This is a genomic window from Nocardia sp. NPDC004718 (assembly GCF_053601535.1).
In genome coordinates this window covers 16,070-37,533 of sequence record NZ_JBSGCA010000009.1, presented here as the reverse complement: position 1 = coordinate 37,533, position 21,464 = coordinate 16,070, and the positions used below count along the sequence as shown (strand labels likewise).

31 protein-coding genes are annotated in these 21,464 nt (G+C 66.6%); 26 read left to right on the top strand and 5 right to left on the bottom strand.

Translation table 11 applies throughout. The features are described from left to right. The 20 genes from ACWEH3_RS09335 (at nt 1) to ACWEH3_RS09240 (ending at nt 16,117) form a co-directional block, all read left to right on the top strand. Nucleotides 1–249 carry a hypothetical protein gene (locus ACWEH3_RS09335; RefSeq protein WP_450021529.1) on the top strand — a complete coding sequence of 83 codons (249 nt, stop codon included), beginning with the start codon at nt 1–3 and terminating at the stop codon, nt 247–249. Beyond that, nucleotides 242–640 (top strand): hypothetical protein, encoded by a 399-nt coding sequence (locus ACWEH3_RS09330; protein ID WP_450021527.1) that lies wholly within the window; start codon nt 242–244, stop codon nt 638–640. Before ACWEH3_RS09335 ends, ACWEH3_RS09330 begins: the two co-directional genes overlap by 8 nt. Nucleotides 641–712: 72 nt before the next feature. Beyond that, on the top strand, nt 713–1,522 hold the full coding sequence (locus tag ACWEH3_RS09325; RefSeq protein ID WP_450021525.1) for an IPT/TIG domain-containing protein: 810 nt from the start codon (nt 713–715) through the stop codon (nt 1,520–1,522). A gap of 97 nt (nt 1,523–1,619) precedes the next feature. Then, complete coding sequence (locus tag ACWEH3_RS09320) at nt 1,620–1,943, top strand: hypothetical protein (protein ID WP_450021523.1); 324 nt, start codon at nt 1,620–1,622, stop codon at nt 1,941–1,943. 255 nt (nt 1,944–2,198) lie between these two features. Further along, nucleotides 2,199–5,675: a phage tail tape measure protein gene (locus tag ACWEH3_RS09315; protein WP_450021521.1), complete on the top strand. Its 3,477-nt coding sequence runs from the start codon at nt 2,199–2,201 to the stop codon at nt 5,673–5,675. A gap of 3 nt (nt 5,676–5,678) precedes the next feature. Further along, a complete protein-coding gene (locus ACWEH3_RS09310) occupies nt 5,679–6,650 on the top strand; it encodes a hypothetical protein (protein WP_450021519.1) in 972 nt (323 codons plus the stop codon). A gap of 1 nt (nt 6,651) precedes the next feature. Further along, nucleotides 6,652–8,355, top strand: a complete 1,704-nt coding sequence (locus ACWEH3_RS09305; RefSeq protein WP_450021517.1) for a Gp37-like protein — start codon at nt 6,652–6,654, stop codon at nt 8,353–8,355. Between the two features lie 19 nt (nt 8,356–8,374). Further along, nucleotides 8,375–9,088 carry a phage gene 29 protein family protein gene (locus ACWEH3_RS09300; RefSeq protein ID WP_450021515.1) on the top strand — a complete coding sequence of 238 codons (714 nt, stop codon included), beginning with the start codon at nt 8,375–8,377 and terminating at the stop codon, nt 9,086–9,088. Beyond that, nucleotides 9,088–9,276, top strand: a complete 189-nt coding sequence (locus ACWEH3_RS09295) for a hypothetical protein (RefSeq protein WP_450021513.1) — start codon at nt 9,088–9,090, stop codon at nt 9,274–9,276. Before ACWEH3_RS09300 ends, ACWEH3_RS09295 begins: the two co-directional genes overlap by 1 nt. Next, complete coding sequence (locus tag ACWEH3_RS09290) at nt 9,269–10,051, top strand: peptidoglycan recognition protein family protein (RefSeq protein ID WP_450021511.1); 783 nt, start codon at nt 9,269–9,271, stop codon at nt 10,049–10,051. The genes ACWEH3_RS09295 and ACWEH3_RS09290 overlap by 8 nt, the downstream gene beginning before the upstream one ends. Then, on the top strand, nt 10,051–10,281 hold the full coding sequence (locus tag ACWEH3_RS09285; protein ID WP_450021509.1) for a hypothetical protein: 231 nt from the start codon (nt 10,051–10,053) through the stop codon (nt 10,279–10,281). The genes ACWEH3_RS09290 and ACWEH3_RS09285 overlap by 1 nt, the downstream gene beginning before the upstream one ends. Further along, nucleotides 10,278–10,577 (top strand): hypothetical protein, encoded by a 300-nt coding sequence (locus tag ACWEH3_RS09280; protein ID WP_450021507.1) that lies wholly within the window; start codon nt 10,278–10,280, stop codon nt 10,575–10,577. Before ACWEH3_RS09285 ends, ACWEH3_RS09280 begins: the two co-directional genes overlap by 4 nt. Further along, nucleotides 10,555–10,761, top strand: coding sequence for a DUF7620 family protein (locus ACWEH3_RS09275; protein WP_450021505.1), 207 nt, complete (start codon nt 10,555–10,557; stop codon nt 10,759–10,761). Before ACWEH3_RS09280 ends, ACWEH3_RS09275 begins: the two co-directional genes overlap by 23 nt. After that, on the top strand, nt 10,758–11,150 hold the full coding sequence (locus ACWEH3_RS09270; RefSeq protein WP_450021503.1) for a putative phage holin: 393 nt from the start codon (nt 10,758–10,760) through the stop codon (nt 11,148–11,150). Before ACWEH3_RS09275 ends, ACWEH3_RS09270 begins: the two co-directional genes overlap by 4 nt. Then, a complete protein-coding gene (locus ACWEH3_RS09265; RefSeq protein ID WP_450021501.1) occupies nt 11,147–11,818 on the top strand; it encodes a hypothetical protein in 672 nt (223 codons plus the stop codon). Before ACWEH3_RS09270 ends, ACWEH3_RS09265 begins: the two co-directional genes overlap by 4 nt. 9 nt (nt 11,819–11,827) lie before the next feature. Next, nucleotides 11,828–12,148, top strand: a complete 321-nt coding sequence (locus ACWEH3_RS09260) for a hypothetical protein (protein WP_450021499.1) — start codon at nt 11,828–11,830, stop codon at nt 12,146–12,148. Continuing rightward, nucleotides 12,145–13,398, top strand: coding sequence for a hypothetical protein (locus ACWEH3_RS09255; RefSeq protein WP_450021497.1), 1,254 nt, complete (start codon nt 12,145–12,147; stop codon nt 13,396–13,398). Before ACWEH3_RS09260 ends, ACWEH3_RS09255 begins: the two co-directional genes overlap by 4 nt. Further along, nucleotides 13,395–13,805, top strand: a complete 411-nt coding sequence (locus ACWEH3_RS09250; RefSeq protein WP_450021495.1) for a phage upper tail fiber protein — start codon at nt 13,395–13,397, stop codon at nt 13,803–13,805. Before ACWEH3_RS09255 ends, ACWEH3_RS09250 begins: the two co-directional genes overlap by 4 nt. 17 nt (nt 13,806–13,822) lie before the next feature. Next, nucleotides 13,823–14,260 (top strand): hypothetical protein, encoded by a 438-nt coding sequence (locus ACWEH3_RS09245; protein WP_450021493.1) that lies wholly within the window; start codon nt 13,823–13,825, stop codon nt 14,258–14,260. Between the two features lie 237 nt (nt 14,261–14,497). Beyond that, nucleotides 14,498–16,117: a hypothetical protein gene (locus ACWEH3_RS09240; RefSeq protein WP_450021491.1), complete on the top strand. Its 1,620-nt coding sequence runs from the start codon at nt 14,498–14,500 to the stop codon at nt 16,115–16,117. Between the two features lie 64 nt (nt 16,118–16,181). Here ACWEH3_RS09240 and ACWEH3_RS09235 read toward each other — a convergent pair whose 3' ends face one another. The 5 genes from ACWEH3_RS09235 to ACWEH3_RS09215 all read right to left on the bottom strand — a co-directional run bounded on the left by ACWEH3_RS09235 (nt 16,182) and on the right by ACWEH3_RS09215 (nt 17,695). Beyond that, nucleotides 16,182–16,745 carry a hypothetical protein gene (locus ACWEH3_RS09235; protein ID WP_450021489.1) on the bottom strand — a complete coding sequence of 188 codons (564 nt, stop codon included), beginning with the start codon at nt 16,743–16,745 and terminating at the stop codon, nt 16,182–16,184. Between the two features lie 105 nt (nt 16,746–16,850). After that, nucleotides 16,851–16,976: a hypothetical protein gene (locus ACWEH3_RS09230; protein WP_450021487.1), complete on the bottom strand. Its 126-nt coding sequence runs from the start codon at nt 16,974–16,976 to the stop codon at nt 16,851–16,853. A 58-nt stretch (nt 16,977–17,034) separates the two neighbouring features. Then, nucleotides 17,035–17,208, bottom strand: coding sequence for a hypothetical protein (locus tag ACWEH3_RS09225; protein ID WP_450021485.1), 174 nt, complete (start codon nt 17,206–17,208; stop codon nt 17,035–17,037). Beyond that, nucleotides 17,205–17,384: a hypothetical protein gene (locus ACWEH3_RS09220; protein ID WP_450021483.1), complete on the bottom strand. Its 180-nt coding sequence runs from the start codon at nt 17,382–17,384 to the stop codon at nt 17,205–17,207. The genes ACWEH3_RS09225 and ACWEH3_RS09220 overlap by 4 nt, the downstream gene beginning before the upstream one ends. Further along, nucleotides 17,381–17,695, bottom strand: coding sequence for a hypothetical protein (locus ACWEH3_RS09215; protein WP_450021481.1), 315 nt, complete (start codon nt 17,693–17,695; stop codon nt 17,381–17,383). Before ACWEH3_RS09215 ends, ACWEH3_RS09220 begins: the two co-directional genes overlap by 4 nt. A 315-nt stretch (nt 17,696–18,010) precedes the next feature. Here ACWEH3_RS09215 and ACWEH3_RS09210 point away from each other — a divergent pair, with 315 nt between their 5' ends. From ACWEH3_RS09210 to ACWEH3_RS09185, 6 genes are all read left to right on the top strand, one after another. Then, nucleotides 18,011–18,325: a hypothetical protein gene (locus ACWEH3_RS09210; protein ID WP_450021479.1), complete on the top strand. Its 315-nt coding sequence runs from the start codon at nt 18,011–18,013 to the stop codon at nt 18,323–18,325. A 2-nt stretch (nt 18,326–18,327) separates the two neighbouring features. Then, complete coding sequence (locus tag ACWEH3_RS09205) at nt 18,328–18,870, top strand: DUF6879 family protein (protein WP_450021604.1); 543 nt, start codon at nt 18,328–18,330, stop codon at nt 18,868–18,870. Next, nucleotides 18,871–19,710 (top strand): helix-turn-helix domain-containing protein, encoded by an 840-nt coding sequence (locus tag ACWEH3_RS09200; protein ID WP_450021477.1) that lies wholly within the window; start codon nt 18,871–18,873, stop codon nt 19,708–19,710. Between the two features lie 561 nt (nt 19,711–20,271). Beyond that, the gene (locus tag ACWEH3_RS09195; protein ID WP_450021475.1) at nt 20,272–20,598 is read left to right on the top strand and encodes a hypothetical protein; all 327 of its coding nucleotides are present in this window, start codon (nt 20,272–20,274) and stop codon (nt 20,596–20,598) included. Between the two features lie 21 nt (nt 20,599–20,619). After that, on the top strand, nt 20,620–20,967 hold the full coding sequence (locus ACWEH3_RS09190; protein ID WP_450021473.1) for a hypothetical protein: 348 nt from the start codon (nt 20,620–20,622) through the stop codon (nt 20,965–20,967). A 90-nt stretch (nt 20,968–21,057) separates the two neighbouring features. Continuing rightward, the gene (locus tag ACWEH3_RS09185) at nt 21,058–21,378 is read left to right on the top strand and encodes a hypothetical protein (RefSeq protein ID WP_397281574.1); all 321 of its coding nucleotides are present in this window, start codon (nt 21,058–21,060) and stop codon (nt 21,376–21,378) included. The last annotated feature ends 86 nt before the right edge of the window (nt 21,379–21,464 follow it).

Sequence of the window (21,464 nt, the reverse complement as noted above, 5' to 3'; positions counted from 1 at the left end):
ATGAAGCGCGGCGCCCTGTACGAGGTGCGGCGCGAACCGAAGGTCAGGCAGGACCTGACTCGGCGCGCCGCTGCGGTGCAGGACGCCTGCGGTGGTCCGGCGGCGGGCTACTTGATGTCGTCCTTCCAGGGCGAGAAGAAGCCACAGGGTCGGTGGCGTGCGGCGGTGTTCACAGCGAATATCGAGGCGATGCTGGACAACCGCCGCAACAACACCCTCGTGCGCAACTTCGGTGCTGCCCGTGGCTGAGGCCGTCGCTCCACCGGACGCCGAGAAGGTGGCGGTGGCCTACCTGCGGGCACGATTCGCTGCACGCGGCGAGACCGCCACAGTGGCCACGAAGGTGCCCAGGGAGCGGCCCGAGCGCATGGTCCGGATCTCGCTCGCCGACACCATTGCCCAGACCCCGGCGCACTTCTACGCGCGGCTGATCTTCGAGTGCTGGGCACCCGACGAGGTGGCCGCGTCGGCGTTGGCGCGCACCAGCTACGCGCTGATGTGCGCTGCCGAAGGCGAGGACTCCGGCGATCAGTGGATCGCCGACGTCGAGACCGTCGGCGGGCCATCGAATTTTCCCGACGATGTCGGGCCGCGTTACCAATTCACGCTCGACCTGCTGCTAAGCGGCGACGTGATCTGACACTTCCCCCGGCAACGGAGGGAGATCACCCATCCATTCAGGGCCTGCGAATCCTGAAGGGACACAGAGACAATGGCTGGTAACTCCGTTGCCAAGATCGGTGTGGGTTCGCCGCTCGCCACAGGCGGCATCATGGTCGCCCCGGAAGGCACTACCCTTCCCACCGGCGTCAGCTCCTCGACCGCGTCGTGGACGAAGTTGGGCTTCGTCGCCGACGACGGCCTGCGCCCCTCCGGTGAGCGCACCTCCACCGACATCTACGACTGGGCCGGCGACCTCATCTACAGCCCGCAGGAGAACCACTCCACCCAGTTCCAGTTCAAGCTGCTCGCCGCATTCGACAGCGACGTCCTGGCAGAGGTGTTCGGCGAGGACCAGGTCACCACCGTCGGCAGCCTGACCACCGTCGAGGAGACCGGCGACCCGCTGGGCATCCACCCGTGGCTGTTCGACATGCGCGACAAGACCAAGCGCACCCGCATCGTTGTCCCGGCCGGACAGATCACCGCGGTGGCGGAGGAGCCGTTCGTCCGCAACGGCCTGCAGGGCTTCGACGTCACGCTGACCTGCTACAAGGACGACAACGGGCGCAAGGCGTACCGCTACTACGACGACGGCTCGGCCCCGTCGGCGCCGACCATCGCCGACCGTTCTCCAGCGGGCACGCTGGCCACCGCAGGCGGCGACATCCTCTACCTGACCGGCACGAACTTCTCCGGCACCACCGCCGCGAGCGTGGGCGGCACTGCGGTCCTCGACTTCCTGGTGGTCGACGACCAGCACCTGATCATCACCACCCCCGCCAAGTCGGCGGGCAGCCACAACGTCGTGGTGACCAACGCGACCGGCGCATCGTCGGGTTTCGCGGTCACCTACGCGTAACCAGACCCCGGCGGCACGGTTCACCTCGCAGGCCCGCCGTGCCGCCGGGCCCTTCGGGGCGACCGGATGAGCCTGCGATCAATGAAAGGGGCCTGCGATGCCATACCAAGTTCCCGAGCCCGGTGGCGAGAAGCCGGAGAACCGGTTCGAATTTTCGATCAAGGGCAAGACGTACTCGGTGCCGAAGATCGAGTTCCTGCCCGACGAGGCTTCGTCGTTCCTCGAGGCCATGTCCACCGGCAAGATCAGCGATGTCGGATACACCGAGTACATTCGAACCCTTTTCGCGAAGGCGGAGCCGAAGCTGTCCGCGAACGCGCTCAAGGGTCTGGCACGTGACCAGCTCACCGCGCTGCGGGACGCCTGGTACGAGTCCTCCAAGGTGACCCCGGGGGAATCCTCGGCCTCCGAGAGTTCATAAGGGAACACGAGGAGGCAGTTACTGCCGACCTGTTCGACCGCGGACGCCATGTCAGTGACATCGGAGTGACGTGGTCGTGGTTCGAATTCCGTTGCTGGCTCAAGCATCTCGGTGACAAGTCCGCGATCGTCCGTGAGCGGCGGTCGCGTGCCGCGGCTGACGCGGTTCCCGAAGACCAACGCGTCGTTGGTACCGACCCGCTTCCCGTGGACGAGTTGCGGGAGTGGCTGAACTGGAACTGAGAGGCGGTGATTCGTGGCCGTCGAGCTCGCGACCGGTTATGTGTCGATCGTGGCTGACACCAGCCAAGTTCCTCGTCAGCTGGCGCAGGCGTTCGACCAGGCCGGTGCCCGCGCCGGACAGCAGGGCGGCGAAGCCGCAGGCGGGGGGCTGGTCGACAGCCTGAAGGGCAAGGCCGGCATGGTCGGCCAGGTCCTCGGCACGGCGTTCGCCGCGGCGGGCGTCTCCGCGGGTGGCCTGCTGGTGAAGTCCCTGATGTCGGGGATGGAGAGGGAGAAGGCCCTCGACCTCGCGCAGGCGCGGATCGGCGTCGACGACGCGACCATGCAGAAGATCGGCTTCGCGGCCGGTCGGGCGTACGCGAATTCGTTCGGCAGTTCGGTCGAGGAGAACATCGACGCCGCGCGGAGAGCTATCCAGTCCGGGCTGTTGGACCCGAACGCGACCGCGCAGGAGACCCAGAAGGTCATCTCGCAGCTGTCGGGGATCTCGGAGCTGATGGGTGAGGAGATCCCTGCGGTCTCACGCTCCGCGGGCCAGGCGATCAAGACCGGCATGGCGAAGGACGCCGTAGAGGCATTCGACCTGTTCGCCGCGGCCGAGCGCAACGGCCTCAACGTGTCCGAGGACTTCCTCGACACCATCGACGAATATGGCACTCAGTTCCGCAAGCTGGGGTTGTCCGGCCCGGAGTCGATCGGTCTGATCAACCAGGCAGTGAAGGCCGGTGCCCGGGACGTCGACACCGCAGCGGACTCCATCAAGGAGTTCAGCATCCGCGTCGTCGACGGATCCAAGTCGACGACCGAGGCATTCCAGAAGCTGGGGTTCAATGCCGACGATCTGACCGCCAGGTTCGCGGAGGGCGGCGAGACGGCGCGGACTGCGGTCGGGGATCTGCTCGCCGAGATCCGCAAGATCGAGGACCCGGTCAAGCGGAACGAGATCGCCCTGGCTCTGTTCGGCACGAAGGCCGAGGACCTCGGGCAGGCGCTGAACGCGTTCAACGTCGACACCGCTGCCGATTCGCTCGGCCGTGTCGCCGGCGCCGCGCAGGAAGCCCTCAACACCGTGGGCGGTAACGCCGCCACGTCCATCGAGGGCGCGAAACGCTCCATCGAGGTCTCCGCCGACGCGATCGGCTCCGCCCTGGCCAAGGCGTTCGGGCCGGAGCTGGCGAAGGTAGCGGACTGGGTGACCAAGCACCAGCCCGAGATCCTCGATTTCCTGGGCAAGCTGGTCGACGGTGCATTCGCTACCGCGGATGCGTTCCTTGGCTTCGCCTCCACCTCTCTCAATGCCTTCGCCGACTTCGCCGAGGGCGTGGGCCCGATCCTCGAGCAGACGCTGGACCCGATCGGCAAAGTCGCCGAGGTCATCGGCAAACTCACCGGGAGTGAGGGACTGGCCAATCTGGGCCACGACCTGCAGGAGATGGAGTCCACCATGCGTGGCGCCGCCGACGGCGCCCGCAACCTGGCCGACGGTATCGACAACACCGCGCGGCCTGGGCTGGACCGCCTGCGGGAGAGCGTCGGCACCAACATCCAGGAAACCCAGATGGCGCAGGAAGTGTTCCGCGCCCTGGGCGACCAGGTCAATGCTCTGCCGACAGAGCACGGGATCAAGCTGTCGGACAACTCGCCGGAGGTAGTGGCGCGGCTCGAGGCGCTCGGGCTGAAGGTCACGGCGATCCCGAACTCGAAAGAGGTCATGGTCACCGCCGATACGGCGCAAGGCCAGGCCATGGTCGATGCGTTCATCCGAACCAACACCGGCCGCACCATCCCGATCTCCGCGCAGCTGACCACCGAGATCAACCGCGACGAAGTCAACATCAACCGCCGGTGGGCGGACGCGCCGGGCCGCGCCCGCGGCGGCGTGGTCCCGGGCCTGGCCAGTGGCGGGCTCGCCGGGCGCACCTTGGAAGGCCGGTTGTGGGGACCGGGCACCGGCACCTCCGACAGCATTCTCGGCATCGGCCCGGACGGCATCCCGACAGCGTGGGTGTCCGCTGGTGAAGGCGTGATCAACGCGGCGGCCATGGCGCGCAACGGCGTCGGAGATCTCGTGGCCGCGCTGAACCGCGGCTGGGTACCGCCCCCGGACTACGTGCGCGACATCGTCCGTGGCGGCGCGCGGCTGTGGCACGGCAACTACGACGGCAGCCTCCGAGCCCTCGGTATCGAAGAGGACAACCCTCTGGTCGCTGGGTCGATCGGCCTGCGGGACCTGCTGGTCAACGGTGACTACACCAGCAGCCTCCGCGACACGTTCGGCGTCGAGGAAGACAATCCGCTGATCTCCGCGGCGCTGGGGCTGCGGTCGCTGGCGCACGGCAATTACGACAGCCGCCTGCGCGACCTCGGGATCGAAGAGGATGACCCGATCGTGGCGGCGGGCATCGGCGCCGGTGCGCTGTTGATGCGCGGCGACTACAACCCGAACCTGCGGCAGTTCGGCATCGAGGAAGACGATCCGATCGTCGACGCCGGCATCGGCGTCGGGGCGTTGATGCGCGGCGACTACGCCAGCAACCTGCGCCGCTTCGGCTTGGAAGAGGATGACCCGCTCGTCGGTGCGGCGCTGGGCGCCCGCGACTGGCTGGCTTCTCTGCCTGGCTACGCCGACGGCGGAATTGTGGATGTGCAGAATTTCTTGCGCGGTGAGGCGGGCAAGAAATACCAGTACGGCGGCACCGGTAACCCGTCGTGGGATTGCTCGGGCATCGTCGGCGCTGCGTGGGCGAAGGCCACGGGAAAGCCGGCCAACCGCCGGTACTTCACCACGGATTCCGATTTCGGTGCGCTGGGCTGGCAGCCCGGTCCCGGTGGTCCGAACGATCTCACCATCGGCACGAACGGCGGCATCGGCGCGAACGGGCACATGTCCGGCCGGGTGGGCGACCTGAAATTCGAGTCCAGCGGCACCGATGGCGTAGAAGTAGGCGCAGGGGCACAGGACCCGTCGAACTTCCCGAAGCAATGGCACTGGCCGCTGGGCGGCAACCCGTCCACTGGTGCTCTGGCCGCCGGTCCGGGTACCGGCGGTACGAATACGGGCGGAGTCGGTTCCGGTGTGGGCAGCGGTGCTGGCACGGCGGGCACGTCCGCTGGTGGCATGTACGGCGGCGTGCAGGTGCCCGCCGGTGTGACCCCGGTGTGGGTCGTGAACTCGACTGCGGCGGCACCTACTGCGGCGCAGCCTGAAACCTCTACCCCCGCACCGTCGGAGTCGTTCGCACCGCAGGTGTCCCAACCGCAGCCCGCGCAGATGCCGGATGTCGGCGCGCGGATGGCGAAGGCCGGCGGCGACTTCCTGTCCGCGAACTTCGATCAGTTCCTCGGCGACCTCGGACTACGCAGCAGCGGCGGCGCATTGCAGGCGCTGGTGTCGGCGATCGTCGACCACGTCGCGGAAGCCGCCGCCGCCGAGGTGCGCAAGGCGCAGGCACAGCAGACGCGTGCGGCGGCGCCGTGGATGGGGAGGTGATGAGTGACCGCGTCCATGGCGGCCGCGCGCTCCAGTGACGGCCTGACGATCATCGGGCACGGCGGCGACGGGTCGGTGTGGCATCTACACGGCAACGGCGCCGGAACCGAGGGCGTCTGGTGCGCGCGCGATCAGGTCGAGGGCATCTGGGATCCGCCGGTGCGCACCGCGTGGGCGTCCGGCTCGCGTCAGCGCGGCGGCAAGATGCGCGGCCGCTGGTTCGACCCGCGTGACGTCGACCTCGGCGCGCATCTGGTGGCGGCCCGCGCCCCGGGCGGTGACCAGGAAACGCTGATGTCGATGTTCTGGAACGCCTTCGACTATCGCGAGGATGACTACGACTTCGATGCTCGGCTGCCGTATCTGGAGTTCCGGTCGGCGAAGTCGACGCGGTTCCTCGATGTGCAGAAGCGGGAGACGACCGACTTCAAGCCGGGCGTCGACCCGCTGCGGCGGCAGCACGCGAACCCGAAACTGAAACTGCGCAGCGGGAACCCGTTCTTCTACGAGCCACCAGTGGTTACGAAATGGACCACCACGGCCAGTAGCGGCAGCGGGCTGATCGCGGTCAGCAACCCGACGCCGATCCCGATGTACCAGAAGTGGATCCTCACCCGCGGCGACTGGATCCTCCCCGACCGCTCCATCGAGGGCCCGAAGCACCACCGGTTCTTCGGCCGCTCGAAGCGCACCGGCCGCGACGACAGCGCGCGCACGATCCTCATGCCGCCGATCACTGCGCTGCACGGCGGGGCCGTGGTCGACCTGGATCCGGACGAGCTGATGGTCCGGGACGCGCACGGCACGAACATCCTCGGCCAGATGCCCGTGCCCGGTCGCTATTTCGAGTACGAGATCCCGCCGTGGACCCAGGAGCTGATGCTGCCGATCAGCGTCTCGAACGCGCCTGTCGGTGGTGCGATGGCGCAGCTGGTGCAGCCGCGCCTGTGGCCGCTGCCGATCGGAGGCCAGTGAGGTGACGGCGCCCGCGGATGCGCTTGCGCCCATCGACTTCGGTCGTCCGCTGCTCGACCAGTGCGAGGCGATCTACAGGGCGACGCAGGAGCGCAAGCGCCGCCAGGAGCGGATGCGCCTGGCCGACGCCGAGATCATGCTGTTCGACGGCGAGATGCGCCTACAGCATGTGGTGCGCAACGAGTACGGCTACGACCTCGTCGTCCCGTCGAACGAGACCGGCACGTTCGACCTGCCGGTGCCGTTCGATTCACCCGTCGGGCAGTGGGGTTGGGAGGAGAAAGAGCGCCTCGACCGCGGCGAGAAGAAGAACATCAACTTCGTCTTGAACTGGAACGGCTCGCGCGTCGGCGGCCTGATCGAACACATCGATCTGGACCTGGACGAGAAGACCGGCGGCCAGATCCTGACCTTCCACTTCCTCACCGACATGGAGCGGCTGAAGTGGTACAGCTGCTGGAGTAACCCCTGGTTCCCCGAGTGGATCCAGTGGCCGCAGGTCTTCCTCGCGGCGGGCCCGATTCCGTGGCTGCTCGCCTTGATGCTGGACCTGCAAGTCCAGCGCGAGCGCGCCTCTGGGTGGGCGGTGCCGTCCGATCCGATGGACCCGAACCAGCGCACCGGACTCGATCAGTCGACCTACTCGCTGGTCGTGAAGCCGATCAGCTTCCTCGAGGCGATGGCGTCCGGCGCGCTCTGGGGCCTGGCGATCAGCCGCTTCAAGAACTTCTTCGAGCTCGCTCAGCCGATGATGGACGACGGCGAGATCGGCGCCAAGATCGGCATCTACCTCGAAGGCGACCCCGAGCCCTGGCCGGGCGCGAACCTGCGGCCCGGCACCCGCTACGTGTGGTTCGAGGACTTCTCCGGCACCTACACCGGCACTGCGCACGGCGGCACGATCTGGGACGGCCTGATCATGACCGTCCGCCAGTTCGTCGGCGACATGATCGACTCCACGGAATCGCTGGTCACCGACACCACGATCCCGCCGGAGTACTACGACCCGAACGCGCCACCGCGCACGCAGAAGATCCTGCCGTTTGTCGTGTGGCGCGACGGCGAGATCTCCGGCCTGGAGCGCTACAAGTACCGGCGCACACACTCGAAGGGCATCCAGGTCGTCACCGGCGGCCACTCGATGCCCGGCGTGAACGAGGGCATCTCGGCGTTTATCCAGATGGTCGGCGACCTGATCGCCGCCGCAGTGGTCATCCCGCCCATTGGCGGCACGGTGGATGCCCTGCTGGCTCCTATCTACACCGATGCGCTATTGGCATTTATGGTGGCGCGCAGTGCATCTCGCGCCGCAGCGCAGGGCTGGACCCGCTACTTCGAGCTGTTCCAGGGCAGCGGCGGCAAGGCGTACACGCTGTCCGCGCTGCTGGTGCTGCGCGCGGGCTTCTGGGCGACGCGCGCCTACGACACCGTGGAGTTCGCCGCCCGGGACGCCAGCCCGTTCGTCATCGGCGAGGCCGGCCACGTCTGGGTCGACGACCGGTGCGGCTTCACCATCCGCGGCGACAAGACCGGCCGCATCTACATGGACCGGGTGTCGAAGTTCCAGCTTCGCGCCGACCGTCAGACCCCGCCCACGCCGAGCATCACCATCGGCTCGGCGACGGCACTGGAGGACCCGGTCGCGAAGGCGTTCAAGCAGATCCGCGAAGCGTTCGGAGAACTCCAGCAACTCGGATTGTTCTGATCAGAAAGGCCCCTGCGAAATGCAAGTACCCGAAGGCGAGACCCGCCAGCAGCGGCGCGCGCGTGAACGCGACCGCGACAAGCGCACCGCGCAGACCGAGAAGCAGCTGTCACGGATCGTCGGCGGCACCGTCGACGGCAAGCAGTTCCACGAGTGGCCGAAGTGGGACGAGCGCGGCCTGCCGACCCGGGAGAACTGCGACCTGTCGAACCCGCGGCATCGGTTCCTGTGGATGTTCACCGCGCCACCGGGGATCCAGGGCGCGCCGATGGCGTTCCCCACCGAGTACTGGGAGCTCATGTCGTTCCGGATGTGCACGCTCGGCGCCGGGATCGTCGCCGAGCCGACGATGGAATGGCACCCGCCCACGTCGAACCTGGCCACGAACCCGTGGACGGCGTCCGGCGAATGGCACCCGGTCGGTACTCCGCGCAAGGAGCCGAAGACGCTGCGGCAGATGATCGACGAACTGCCGCAGCAGGAGCGCGCGGAGCTGCGTGCGGCGGTGCTCGAGCGGATGGGGCTCGACGGGGCGGGCGAGCCGCTGTCGGCGCGCGAGCGGCCCGGCCCGCCGCCGGAGCAGTACACGGTGGCGGCGCTCGCCGAGCGGGTCAGCCGCCCAGTGCCCGAGCTGCTGGACGCGCTTGCCAGCATCGGCCTGCCGCACCTGCACGGCGCATCCGTCGTCGGCCGCGACATCGGCCTGCGGCTCGTCGAACACATGGGGCTGTGATGGCGCGGTTCGATCCCGCCGAGCACGACGCCACCGCGGTGCTGGTCTACCTCGACACCGCCGAACCGAGGGAGATCGGGCGCGTGCTCGCAGCCGAGCGCTTCGGTCTCGCCCGGCCTGAGATCCTCTCCCGCTTCCCGGCTTCCCTCGGCGGCCGGCCACCAATCCAGGAGGTCCCTGATGCCTGATCCCGTCTGGCTGCCCGACGTGCTGCGCGCGGCGGGGCTCGAGGTGCACGAGTATCCCGGCTGGCGCGACCGCGGGCACGGTGACTTCGGAACCATCTGGGGCGTAGTCGCCCACCACACCGGCAGCTACGGCGAATCCCCCCGGGGCATCGCCGAGCACCCAGAACTGGGCCTGTGTTCACAGCTGCATCTCTCACCCGAGGGCGTCTACACCATCTGCGGCGTCGGAATCGCCTACCACGCAGGCATGGGCTCGTACCCAGGCCTGCCTACGAACAACGCCAACCAGTGCACGATCGGCATCGAGGCCGCCAACGATGGCCGCTCTGGCTGGAGCGATGCCCAGTACGACGCTTACGTCCGGGGCGTGGCCGCGATCCTGAGCCACCTCGGCCATGACTCGTCGCACGTCATCGGGCACAAGGAATGGGCTGCGATACAGGGCAAATGGGACCCGGGCGGCATCGACATGGACGACTTCCGCCGCGACGTCCAAGCGCACATCGACCATAAGGAGCCGGATATGGCATTTCTGGATGAGGAGTTCACGAATTGGGCGGGCCACAAGGTGCGCGTCCGAGACGTGCTCTTCCACATGGACCTCTACAACGGCCTGATCCTCGATCAGCTCATCGGCCCTGGCGCCCGTGAACGCAAAGGGGAGCCGACGCGCTGGCCCCAACTGGGCAACCGGACAGCCGTCGAAGCTTTGGCCGCACTGCTCGAGGAGCGCGGCATCGAACCCGTCCCTGCGAAGTCGGAAGGCGAAAAGTGATGAGCAAGATCCTCTCGACCCTGCGCACCGAACCGGTCCGCGCCATCCTCTACCCCCTGCTGGTGATCCTCGCCGGAGTGCTGGTCACCCGCGGCGTGGTCGACGAGTTCTCCGCCGACACGATCATCGGCATCGTCGGCGCCATCCTCGGCGTGCCAGCCGCGGAGATCGCTCGCGCGAAGGTCACTCCGGTGTCGAATCCGATCGCGGGGATGCCGAGCGACCAGTGACCGACGACTTTCTGACCGCGTTCCCATGGGATGCGGTCAGCGTCACCGGTCTGTGCGTGGCCATCACCTGGCTGATTGTCACCGGCCGCCTGGTGCCACGCGCCACGGTGGACCGAATGCTGGAGGACCGCGATAACCGCAACGCGTTCCTGGAACGGCACATCGACGCCCAGCAGGCCGTCAAATCCGAGCTGGCACACCAGAACACCGAACTCTTGAGCACGGCCAAACTGTCGGCCGCCCTGCTCAAAGCGGTTGCTCCCAGGGAGAGCCATGTGGTTCAAGTCGAGGAGTAGCCGAGAGTCGGAATCCACCCGCGAGGCGCGCGAAGGCGCGCAGCGGGCCGAGCAGGAGCTGGCGGAAGTCCGCGAGCAGAGGCGCATCGTTGAAGACCTGGCGGCGTTCATCGCGGAGACGATGCGCCGCAATCACTTCGGGGAGCAAATCGAACGATCCATCGCACTCCGGAGGAGCCAATGAGCATCCGCAAGAACCATGTTGTCCTGGCAGTTTCCTCAACCGTCGGCATCGGAGCCTACGTCTTGGCGCCGCACCGAGAGACCGTCGCAACAGGGTACTTGGCAGCCATTGCTGTGCTCGGCTGGATCTTCGTCCTCACCTACGGAATCCGCAGCCACTGGCGGGCGACCGCTGCAGGCCGCGGCGTGATGCGGCTGATGCTGTGCCTGACCCTGATCTGTACCCAGGGCATGGCCACCATTGTCAGCGACTACAGCTACCCCGGCCGCGACATCATCCGGCCGCTGCTGCTTCTCGGGGTCGCGCTGGCGATCCTCGACCTTCTGCTCACCCTGGTCCGCATTCAACGGTTCGAGCGCGAGGACACGACCGATAAAGAGGCGCGGTGACAACTCCGAATCTGCCGAACGAGTCCCCGCCGTCAGGCACACTCGGCGTCGGCCTGTTCCGGGCGCTGCAACAGAAGACCGTCGACGAGGCGAAGGCCACCATGTCCGGCGGCATCATGGGCGCGTTCGAGCACACACAGGACACCCTGCACAGCGAGTACAACATCCCGCTGGAGAACACCCGCGTGATGGCCGTCGCTGCTTCGGACCAAGCCGACGTGGCGATGAGCACCGCCGAGGCCGCGGCGAACGAAGCAGCCAACGCCGGCGAGCTCGCGGATATCGCCTACGAAAACGCCCACGAGTGGAGCCTCGAATTCGTGTGCGCCTCCGCCGCGGTGGAGCTGGGACGCAACGAGTTGCTGCTCGGGCCGATGCTCAACGTCCGAGGCAACCGGACCGCGATCCTCACCGACGTGCACATCGCACTGCTTGAGCAGCCGGGCGGCATCACGATCGACACCCGCAAATGGAACGCGTCGGTGACCTCGTTCACCGTGGCGCACACCGGCACGCTGGATCCGAACGTCACCCTCCGGTCCTTCAGTGGCCTGACTGTGCCGGTGCTGGACAAGGAGCGGTTCTTCCCGAACGTCGCTGCGGTAGTCGGCACCGTGGCCCCGAACGTCCTGCAGATCTGCGTCGCCGGCGTCTACATCCCCCTGTAGGAGGGTTTCGTGAAGGTTTTCGAGTGCATCGGCAGCACTCACAATCTGATGCAGGACTTCATCGTCCTCCCGACGCGGGAGAAGCTGTGGGCAGCAGCGTTTGGGGTGGAGTCTCTGGACGGGCTGTTCGACATGACTCCCGCCGAGGCGGCGATTACCGTGGTCGAGGCGGCGGTGCGCCGGTTCAACGACGACCCCGAAGCGCTGCGCCCACTGGTCGACCCCAGCGACCCGGTGGGGCTGCGGGGCAACCGCGCGGTGCTGATCGAGCTGTGGAAGTTCCTGTTCGCGAACGGCGGCACCGTTTCGGGAGCAGTGGAACAGGCGTGAGCTTCCTGCTTCGCCGCCACCTTCCGTTGGCGTGGGCGGGGTGGTACGACAACTTCCAACGCCCGGCCGAGAACCCGGTCAAGCCGCCGTGGGGACACTTCGGTGACGGGTCGCGCGGCCACATCAACAGCGACCACGAGCTCGTCATCCCCGCTAACTACACCAGCGTCGTCGGCGGCGGCGAGTCCTACGAGTTCCAACCGTTCACCAGCACGTTCGGGCACGAGTGGACGATGTGGTGGCCGGTCGAGGGACTGGCTGCCCAGTACTTCAACAACTTCGTCATGGAGAACTGGTCGAAGGTCGGGCCCAGCTTCGCGAACTCGTTCTGTATCCGCTGCCGCCACGCCCCCGTGGTGGGCGCCGACGATATCTCGATCATCGAGTTCGACGGCCTGATGTCCTCGGGCACGATCCTCGCCGAGGCGGATCTCGGCGGCTCCTTCTTCGGCCAGTGGGTCACGATCCGCATGTACGTCGACGACGACAAGCTCGTCCGCGTCTGGGCCAACAACGTGCCGAAGCTGCAAGCCGTTGTCTCCGCAAGCCACCGACCCCGCAAGGACAAACGGGGCCTGAACCTGTTCAACAACTGCCTGGCCGACGCTCGCCTGAAAGCAGTGGGGTCCGCGCCCGGCGCGAGGATCTTCGACCGCCCCTCGGATTTCCCAATCCTCAACAGTTCCCAGTGGTCGCAGATCTTCTACGACGACTTCAACCGCGGCGACGGCGCGGTGGGCAATGGGTGGACGCAGCTCGGTACCGACGCCGCGATCCGGTCAAACTCGTGGGCCACGATCAACACCACCGACGGCAACCGCACCATTCTGCGCGAATCCGGCAACCTCAACGGCACGCAGCGGGTCGAGGCCGTGATCGGAGGATTCCAAGCCCCCACCTCGGCGCCTGCGTTTCTGGTGCTGCGCGCGAATTCGGCCGGCACCAGCGGGCTGCTCGGGTCGTTCCGCAACGGCGGAGTGGTCATCAGCCGGTTCACCAGCTCACTGTCCGGCTCGAGCCTGTCCGGCAGCAACTACGTCAGCGACACCTTCGGCACTATCGCCAACGGCACCCCCGTCGCGTTCTGCGCCAACGGCGATTACGCGTGGATCGAGATCAACGGCGCCGTGGTGCTCAAGTGCCAGCTGTTCGGCGGCCCCACCGGTTCATGGATGGGCGCGCACGTCAGCCGGAGCTCCGGCACCAATTCCGCGTCCTGGAACAGCATTCGACTCATGGAGGCAGCTTGACCGTCATCAGCGAGGATGTCGCCGACATCGCCGGTGCCGACGACACCACACAGTTCGAGTTCTCCAGCCCGTTCGTGCGGGAATCCGGCGCAGGCGGCGGCCTGATCACCACGCGGGCCCGGTTCTTCACCGCGGTCAACGGAGTGCTCACCACACCGTCACTCGATCCCGGACCGACGATCGTCCGGATCGGGCAGGCCACCTACCACATCGAGGTGCCGGATTCGGCGACACCGATCCTGCTGACGCCGCTGCTGGAAGCCGCGACACCGGTGCCGCCCGCCGATGAGGCCGCCGCGGTGCGCAACGGCGGCGGCGTCGCCCGCATCCAGCGCATCACCGAATCGGCGTATCTCGCCCTGACCACACCCGACCCCGAAACCCTCTACGTAGTCCTCGAGGACTGAGAGAAAGGCACCCTGAAATGCCCGATGTTGCAAAGATTTACGGCAAGGCGTTCGTCTCCGCATTCAACAAGGAGATCGATATCAACTCCGACACCATCAAGGCGATGCTGTGCTCGGCGTCCTACACCCCCGACCAAGACACACACCAGTACAAGAGCGATGTCACCAACGAGATCACCGGCACCGGCTACACCGCGGGCGGCATCACCCTGTCGAACTGCACCATCAGCTACGACGGCGCCACCAACACCATCAAGTTCGACTGTGACGACTTCCAGTGGACCGGCGCTACGTTCACCGCGCGCAACCTCGTCGTCTACGACGCGACACCGGGCAGCGACGCCACCCGGCCGCTGATCATGTACGTGACCTTCAACGCCGACGTTCCGGTCACGTCCAGCACATTCAGCGTGACGGTCAACGCGGGCGGTCTGTGCACCGTCACGGTCTCCTAGGCAGGCGCCGTGCCGTTGTTCGGTCGGGGCCGCGCGCCGAAGTACCTCCGACTCGGGACGCTTCCGGTCACGCACGCCATACAGGGCGAACACGTCGTGTTCGACGGCACGATCCCCGTCGCCCTGACACTGCCCGCGGCGTCGGCGGCCGCGGGCGCGCGTGCTCCCGGTATCGCCGCTGGGACCGTGCTGACGCCACCTACCGCCACGGCGGTATCCGAGGCCAAGACCATCACGGTGGCCGCGGGCGGCCGCGTCGCGCCGCCGATCGCGGCGGCTGCGGCTGCCGCCCTTGTTCCGCAGATCGCGGCTGGCGCGGAGGTCAGCTTGCCTGCCGCGGTGGCTATCGGCAGCGCGCTAATTCCGGACATTCAGGTGGTGGGGTCGGGCGAGATCCTGTTGCCCGCAGCCCATGCAACCGCCGAGGCGCTGGTTCCCTCGGTGACGGTAGTGGCGACGATAGCGCCGCCGACGGCTACCGCAGTCTCCGAGGCGCTGGTGCCGACCGTCACCGCCAGCGGCATCGTCGCCCCTCCGGCGGCTTCCGCGTCGGCGTCCGCGCTGGGTGTCACGGTCGCGGCCGGGGCGTCGATAGCGGCTCCACGGGCGCAGGCCACGGGCGCCGCGCTGGTTCCCGCCGTGAGCGCGGGAGGAGCCGTCTCACTGCCTGCGGCGGCGGCGTCGGCAACCGCGCTGGTTCCCACCTACTCCACCGGGGTCACGTATACCGATGACTTCAACCGCGCCAACAACACCTCGCTCGGAGCGAACTGGACCGAGACCGGCGGCGACCTCGGCATCATCTCCAACCAGCTCGCGGTCCAGGGAACGACAGCCAACCGCCGCGCCGCGATTTACAACAGCCAGACCAATACCCCCTACCAGTCGGTCGAATTCACCGTCGGCTCGGCACCGAACGGCACGGCCGTGGCGGGTTCTGTGTTGCGCTGCAATGCGGCCATGACCGAGATGTTCATCCTCGGCACCTACAACGGCGGCTGGAACCTCGGCAGGATCACCGGCATCAACGGCACCTACACCGCGGTTGGTTCCGGAACGGTCACCATCGCCAATGGTGACGTAATCCGGTGTCAGGTCGATGAGAACAACGTCTGGTCGGTGTACATCAACGGCGTCAAGAACGGCAGCTCCTACCGAGATACCACGTGGGGCGACAGCAGCCACAAGTATCTTGGGCTGTTCGTGCAGCGCGTCTCGACGACGAACTCGCACAGTATCGACAACTTCGTCGGCAAGGACGTGTCCCCCTACACGTCATTCGCTACCGACAACTTCAACCGGGCCAGCCTGGGCAGCAGTTGGACGACACGGTTCGGCCCGCTGTACCTGTCGGGTAACGAGCTGTCGGCCGTTGGGCTGGCGTCCGAACCGATCTCGTTCGCCTGGCACACCACCCAGTCCCCGACGAACGACCAAGCCGCCGAAGCTAAAATCCGCTGGAACAGCCGCAACCCCCAGCATTCATCGATGTCGGTGTGCGTGCGCGCCGACCCGGCGAGCAGCCACGCCGGAGTGCACTACTGGCGGGTCGCGGACAAGCACGGCATCTGCATGTACAGCTGGGACGGCACGACATTCACGGCGGCCACCGGGACCGCGGACATCGTCACCACGACGAAGGCGGCCGAAGGTGCAGTGATGCGCATCGAGGCAAGGGGAACGGTCTACACCGCGTTCCTCGACAACGTGCCCCAGCTCCAAGGAACGTTCACGACAGCCCAAGTGCCGCTAACCAACCGGTATTGCGGTGTCCACGGTGAGGATGATTCCGGGGTCTCGGGTGGCGGTGAGCCTCCGGCGAATCTGGACGATTGGGCGGCGTACTCCATCCCCTGATCCGGCCACGCCGCGCGCGAAAATGCCCCGCCAACCTTCGGGATTGGCGGGGCATTTCGTCATGTCAGGAGGCCAACCAGGTAGCGACTACCCGAGGGTTGGGCGTGTACTTCACCTTGGTCACCGTCACACCGTCCGGCACAGGGAACAGGATCGCGCCACGCACGCAATCTCCCACTGCCACAGGCTGCCCCGAGAACGGGTAGATCGGTTTGGGGAACTGGCCGTAGGTCAGGTTGGAGGCGGGGTAGTTGCCGTTCTTCGCGTCGGCGACGGCCCAGTTGTTCCAGCTGACGGTGAACGGCGTCGTGGACGCGTCCACGCACGTCTGGACGTCGATCGCCACCCAGTGACCACCAGAGGTCGGCCGCGGCGCCTGGGGCGCAACCTCCTGGGTGACCGAGAACATCGTGACCCGGGCGGTCAGTCCACCGTTGTCGCCACCGAGGGTGATCTCCTCGCCAGCTGGCATGGGCGCGTTCGCGTTCGATGTCGAGCTCGGCGACGCCGGCGTGGGGGTTGTCGTGGCGGCCTTGGTGGTGGTCGGCGCCGCGGTGGTGTCATCGGTGGAGCTGCAGCCCGCTGCGACGACTGCGACGGCAGCCAGGATCAATCCGACAGATTTCATGGGTTCCCCTCATCGAATTCGGCGAAGACGCTACACGCAGGAAAGCGGCTCCGCTGGTCCTTCACAGGATCGGCGGAGCCGCTTTCGGTGTTTCAGGGGTGACGCTCAGTCCTGGCTGGTGATCAGCGTGGAGGTCTGGCCGATGCGACGCTTCGGCGCGTCGACACCGCGCGGGTCCTCGTTCCAGTTGTCGCTCGAGTTGCCGTCCGGACCCGGGGTGTACTGCTCCATGCGTCTATCCCTTCGTTCGGTGTTTCCTTGGAATTCCCCGACAGGTTGGCGGGGAAGCTCAGTACCGCCTCTGTCGATAGCGGAGGCGGATCGATGCGGCGGTACGGGCCGCGCATACTCCGACCTCGCAGTCGTGGTGGGCGATCACGGCGGCGTCGGGGTGGTCGAACCCGAACTTGGCGTCGAGGTGGTCGCGGTGGAGCACCACGACGTTGCTGGGCCACTCGTTCATCGGATCACCGTGTTCTGGTGCGCATGCACGGGAAGCTTCGCCAGCGCGCCGAGCTTGCGCGGGCACGGCGGCTCGCAGGAGGCGTGGATGGCGAGGATGCCGCGCGCACGCGTCTCGGACATGGTCACTGGCGGTTTGGTCTCGCAGTGGTCGTTGACCCAGCTTTTGATCGTCATCGGATCGCCCTCGCGGGCTTCATGAGTCCGGCCTCGAACAGCACCCGGAGCGCGGCCGCCTTGCAGTCGCAGCGCTCGGCGTCGCAGCGGATGAGCTTCTGCATCACGATCCGCGCCTGCGGGACGGTGAATGGATCATCAGGCGCCGGATGGCATTCGGATTCAGGCTGGGGGAGCGGTCTATCGATGGGCACCGGCTTGGCACGACCGCCAAGCCAGTGGATCAGCTTGGGCAGGCCATCGAAGATCAGCCAGAACAGGGCGCAGACTCCTGCGATGACGACCAGAGTGGTAGCGAGTTCTTCGGTCATTGGACAGCTCCCGCATCGTGTCGGGGGTTAGCGGCCGTCCCTGCTTGCAAACACCCGAGTGCTTCTGCCGTCATGGCTCGGCCTTCCCCGCTGCTTGGCACGTTGGTAGGCACCCGACGCCAAGGAAGGATGCACTGGTGCGGGGAGCGCGGTCCGTGTATCCGCCGTCCTGGCGTCGGGGTCCGGATCTGACGCTACGGACGCCGCGCTCTGCGGCTCAACGATATTTCTCGACATTTCTCGAAATCTGAGAAAGTATGGCTGTGAACAGGGAGAATAGATATTGCTGTCGCACACCAAGAACAGGGGTTTACTATGAGCTTGCGATTGCTCGGCGGGCCGTCCGGTAACGGCGGGTCGCCTCGGTTGTGGATCGACGACGAGCGGGGCGTCTACCTGGTGCAGGGCTACCCGGTCCCGGACCGCCCGGATCACGTTGAGATCCCGCACATACTGCTGAGATGGTTACAACCGGATACGCATCTGGGCGCGGAGCTGACCGATACCGGTAGCGGCTGGTTCACCTTGGCCGGCCCCACGGTGATCGACCCGAAGGCGTTGGCGCAGTTGCAGGTACCGTCCCACGAGACCTGCATCGAGGTGCCGGTCGCCGCGAGCACGAGAAGGTGACGATGCTATTCCTGCCCAACGATGACCCCAGCAAGCTGCTCGCCCTGGCGAACTCTCGCGCGGTGCACCTCGAAGTCGCCGACGAGCACGCCGTAAGCGACGAGGACGAACCGATGCGCCGGTTCCTGGCTGGCCTGCCGCCCGTAGATCCAGACAACTACCCGCCGAGCTGGCGGCAGTGGGAGAACCTGGTCGCCGACACCACAGCGAGAGGTGTTGCGATCCAGCGGATCCGTGTGGTGACCGAGCCGCTCACCGACTACATCCGATTCCTGCACGCGATCAGCGACCGCAACGAGCACTACGGCGAAGACATCCGGTGGATCCCGCGTCACACCGTCGACCCGTCGGAGTACACCGCGGACGAGTGGTGGCTGCTCGACGATGACGCGCTCGCCTGGACGTTGTTCGATGCGGCCGGAGACTTCGTCGGGTTCGCGGTGACGCGCGATCCCGTCGAGGTCGCGCGGGCCGTGGGCGTCCGTGATCGGCTGTGGGCGAAGGCCATCAGGCACAGCGACTACGCACCGGAGAAGATCGGCTAAATGAGTGGCGTCGAGCAGGCACGGGCGGCATTGGGAACCCGGCTGCGCGAATTGCGAAAGGCGGCCGGGTTCACCGGTGTCGAGATGGCGCGCCGTGCCGGATGGGTACCGGCGAAGGTCTCGAAGATCGAGACCGGGAGGCAGGCCCCGTCGCAGGATGATCTCGTCGCATGGTGTGACATCACAGGCTCGAGCCTGGTGTTGCCCGACCTGCTCGCCACTCTCACCAATCTGGAATCGATGTGGGCGGAGTGGAAACGGATCACCGCCGGCGGTCACGCGCGCAGGCAGCAGCGCAGTGTCGAGATCGAGGCCGGGGCCCGGACCATTCGCAACTGGGAGCCGAGCATCATCCCTGGGCTGATCCAGACCGAGGACTATGCCCGCGCGATCCTGACCCAGTGCATCCGGTTCCTTGGCACCACCGATGACGTCGAGGCGGCCGTGGAGGCGCGTATGCGTCGCCAGCGCGTGCTGCATCTCGGTCGGCACCGGATCTCGATCCTGCTCGGCGAGCAGGCGCTGTACACCACGGTCGGCGACGACGACGTGATGGCCGGTGAACTTGAGTATCTGGCGGGGGCGATCGGTTCCCCGCGGCTGTCGCTCGGCATCGTTCCGCGGGATGCCGAGTTCGTCTACACCACGACCTGCTTCGTGCTGTATGACAGGCGGCTGGCGATGGTGGAGACGACCAGCGCGGAGCTGTCGGTCACCGCGCCGACCGAACTCGCCTACTACGAGAAGGCGTGGGCGGCGCTGCACCGGCAGGCGGTCTATGGCGACCATGCGCGCGATCGGATTCTGGCCGCGCTCGATGGCCGCCGCGGCTCGCTGTAGCCGGGCCGTTCCTCGCTGCCGGATACGCAGTTGGGTACGCAGTGGGTACGCAGGAGGGTCTAAAGACCCCTATTCCAGCCAACGCACGCCAACGGCTAAACCGCAGGTCAGACAGCGGAGGCTATGCCAGCCAAAAACAGCAAACGCCAGGAGCGCAATCCGAGCTGTACTTCGACGTGTAAGTCGTAAGTTCCGCCGACCTGTGACGGAGCGCCTGCGCGCAGGCGCTTTGTAGGCAGTGCGCATGGTAGACGAGCCCATCTGTTTCGCGATCATCCAATAGTTGCGATCGGATGGGCTCGTTCGCATTCTGCGTCGAAACCCGCACCCCGGCTGTCGTCGGCAAGCTCTGCTACCTGTTCTCATGCATGGGAAGTCAGCTCTGAGCGTGAAGAATGGATCCGTATCGTCCATGGCAGGAGGTGGCATGCGGAGAGAGCTGGGCGCCGGTCGGATCGGGTGTCGGGCGACCAGATGGCCTGCTCGGATGCTGCCGGGTCCCCGCGTTGTAGCGGGGAGTGATTTCCACTCGCACGGCGTGCCGGGCGGGAGGTCCGCGTGATGCATCCATACACTGCGGCGGCACTGGAATCCGGCCGCGAGTTCGTGCATACCGTCGATGACATGATGGAGCGGATCAATAGCGTCCGCGCTCGACGGCCCTCGCCCAGCGCTAGGGTGATTCCGGAGGTCGACGGGAAAGGTCGCCTCACCGATCTGTACATCGCCGAGGGAACGATCGCGCATTCGTCGAGTAGCCAGGAGTTGGTGGCCGACATCATGGCGGCGATTCGGGACAGCACCGAAGACGCCCTTCGGCAGCACCGGCTCGCCATCCAGCAGACGGCGTGGCCACCAGCGGTGTCGTTGCCGGAACCGAAACTCTAGACGATACCCAGGAGTGTGGCCGTGGTAGAGCTGGGCATCTCGGGCGCCGTCGAGGGCGAAGCGCCGCCCGATTGGCTGAATTTGACCTACGAGGTGTTCAATCCCGACTACTCCGTCGGGGTCGCCTGCGATCGAAGCGGCACGATCGTCGGTCTGCACCTCGGCGACGAGGTGTGGGAGAACACCGACAGTTGGCTCGCGGCCGAAATCGTTCGAGTTGCCCGCCTGGCCTACCAGAAGTCTCGGGTGGGGCGGCGTGCTGAGCTGCTGTACAACGGCGCGTTGCCGCGCCTGGCCGACTCGTTGGGTTTGCCCACCGAGGCCGACTACAACCTCATGGAGAAGGCTGAGTTCGGCGCCGGGTACTGAACCTCCCCGCCCAGGCCTGCTCCCGATATCCCCAGAGATGGGGATGCTGAAGAATGGGGAAGTCGGCCGGAATGGAGAGGGTTCGTCGATATGACCAGCGAGTTCGATCAGGATTCACAAGAGTGGCGCCGAGTTCGCGACGTCAACCAAGACATGGTCCCCGGCCTGCGGGAACGCGCGAAGAACGATCCTGATTACGAACCCAATTTCATCGCCACGAATGGTTGGGCGGCCTACGGGTTCCTGGAGAATTACGGTCGACCGTACCGGCGTGATCGTGCGGTCGGCTGGACTTCGGTGGCCGATGGTCGTCAGGGGACGAGCGATAATTCCCACACGACCGCGGGGGCGATCGAGGACACCGACGGAGCGGGTGGCGCGGCGGTTCGGAGTGCGTCGGCGGAGGTCTGAGCTTCAAAGGTCGGCAGGTATTCCGGCGGGCGGATTCAGAATGGCTGCAATCGGCTCGCGACCGTTCGGAACCACGATTCTGATCG

Coding starts and splice junctions, on each gene's coding strand:
- ACWEH3_RS09335 (WP_450021529.1), top strand. CDS start 1: ATGAAGCGCGGCGCCCTGTACGAGGTGCGGCGCGAACCGAAGGTCAGG.
- ACWEH3_RS09325 (WP_450021525.1), top strand. CDS start 713: ATGGCTGGTAACTCCGTTGCCAAGATCGGTGTGGGTTCGCCGCTCGCC.
- ACWEH3_RS09320 (WP_450021523.1), top strand. CDS start 1,620: ATGCCATACCAAGTTCCCGAGCCCGGTGGCGAGAAGCCGGAGAACCGG.
- ACWEH3_RS09300 (WP_450021515.1), top strand. CDS start 8,375: ATGCAAGTACCCGAAGGCGAGACCCGCCAGCAGCGGCGCGCGCGTGAA.
- ACWEH3_RS09295 (WP_450021513.1), top strand. CDS start 9,088: ATGGCGCGGTTCGATCCCGCCGAGCACGACGCCACCGCGGTGCTGGTC.
- ACWEH3_RS09290 (WP_450021511.1), top strand. CDS start 9,269: ATGCCTGATCCCGTCTGGCTGCCCGACGTGCTGCGCGCGGCGGGGCTC.
- ACWEH3_RS09285 (WP_450021509.1), top strand. CDS start 10,051: ATGAGCAAGATCCTCTCGACCCTGCGCACCGAACCGGTCCGCGCCATC.
- ACWEH3_RS09275 (WP_450021505.1), top strand. CDS start 10,555: ATGTGGTTCAAGTCGAGGAGTAGCCGAGAGTCGGAATCCACCCGCGAG.
- ACWEH3_RS09270 (WP_450021503.1), top strand. CDS start 10,758: ATGAGCATCCGCAAGAACCATGTTGTCCTGGCAGTTTCCTCAACCGTC.
- ACWEH3_RS09245 (WP_450021493.1), top strand. CDS start 13,823: ATGCCCGATGTTGCAAAGATTTACGGCAAGGCGTTCGTCTCCGCATTC.
- ACWEH3_RS09235 (WP_450021489.1), bottom strand. CDS start 16,745: ATGAAATCTGTCGGATTGATCCTGGCTGCCGTCGCAGTCGTCGCAGCG.
- ACWEH3_RS09230 (WP_450021487.1), bottom strand. CDS start 16,976: ATGGAGCAGTACACCCCGGGTCCGGACGGCAACTCGAGCGACAACTGG.
- ACWEH3_RS09225 (WP_450021485.1), bottom strand. CDS start 17,208: ATGAACGAGTGGCCCAGCAACGTCGTGGTGCTCCACCGCGACCACCTC.
- ACWEH3_RS09220 (WP_450021483.1), bottom strand. CDS start 17,384: ATGACGATCAAAAGCTGGGTCAACGACCACTGCGAGACCAAACCGCCA.
- ACWEH3_RS09215 (WP_450021481.1), bottom strand. CDS start 17,695: ATGACCGAAGAACTCGCTACCACTCTGGTCGTCATCGCAGGAGTCTGC.
- ACWEH3_RS09210 (WP_450021479.1), top strand. CDS start 18,011: ATGAGCTTGCGATTGCTCGGCGGGCCGTCCGGTAACGGCGGGTCGCCT.
- ACWEH3_RS09205 (WP_450021604.1), top strand. CDS start 18,328: ATGCTATTCCTGCCCAACGATGACCCCAGCAAGCTGCTCGCCCTGGCG.
- ACWEH3_RS09200 (WP_450021477.1), top strand. CDS start 18,871: ATGAGTGGCGTCGAGCAGGCACGGGCGGCATTGGGAACCCGGCTGCGC.
- ACWEH3_RS09195 (WP_450021475.1), top strand. CDS start 20,272: ATGCATCCATACACTGCGGCGGCACTGGAATCCGGCCGCGAGTTCGTG.
- ACWEH3_RS09185 (WP_397281574.1), top strand. CDS start 21,058: ATGACCAGCGAGTTCGATCAGGATTCACAAGAGTGGCGCCGAGTTCGC.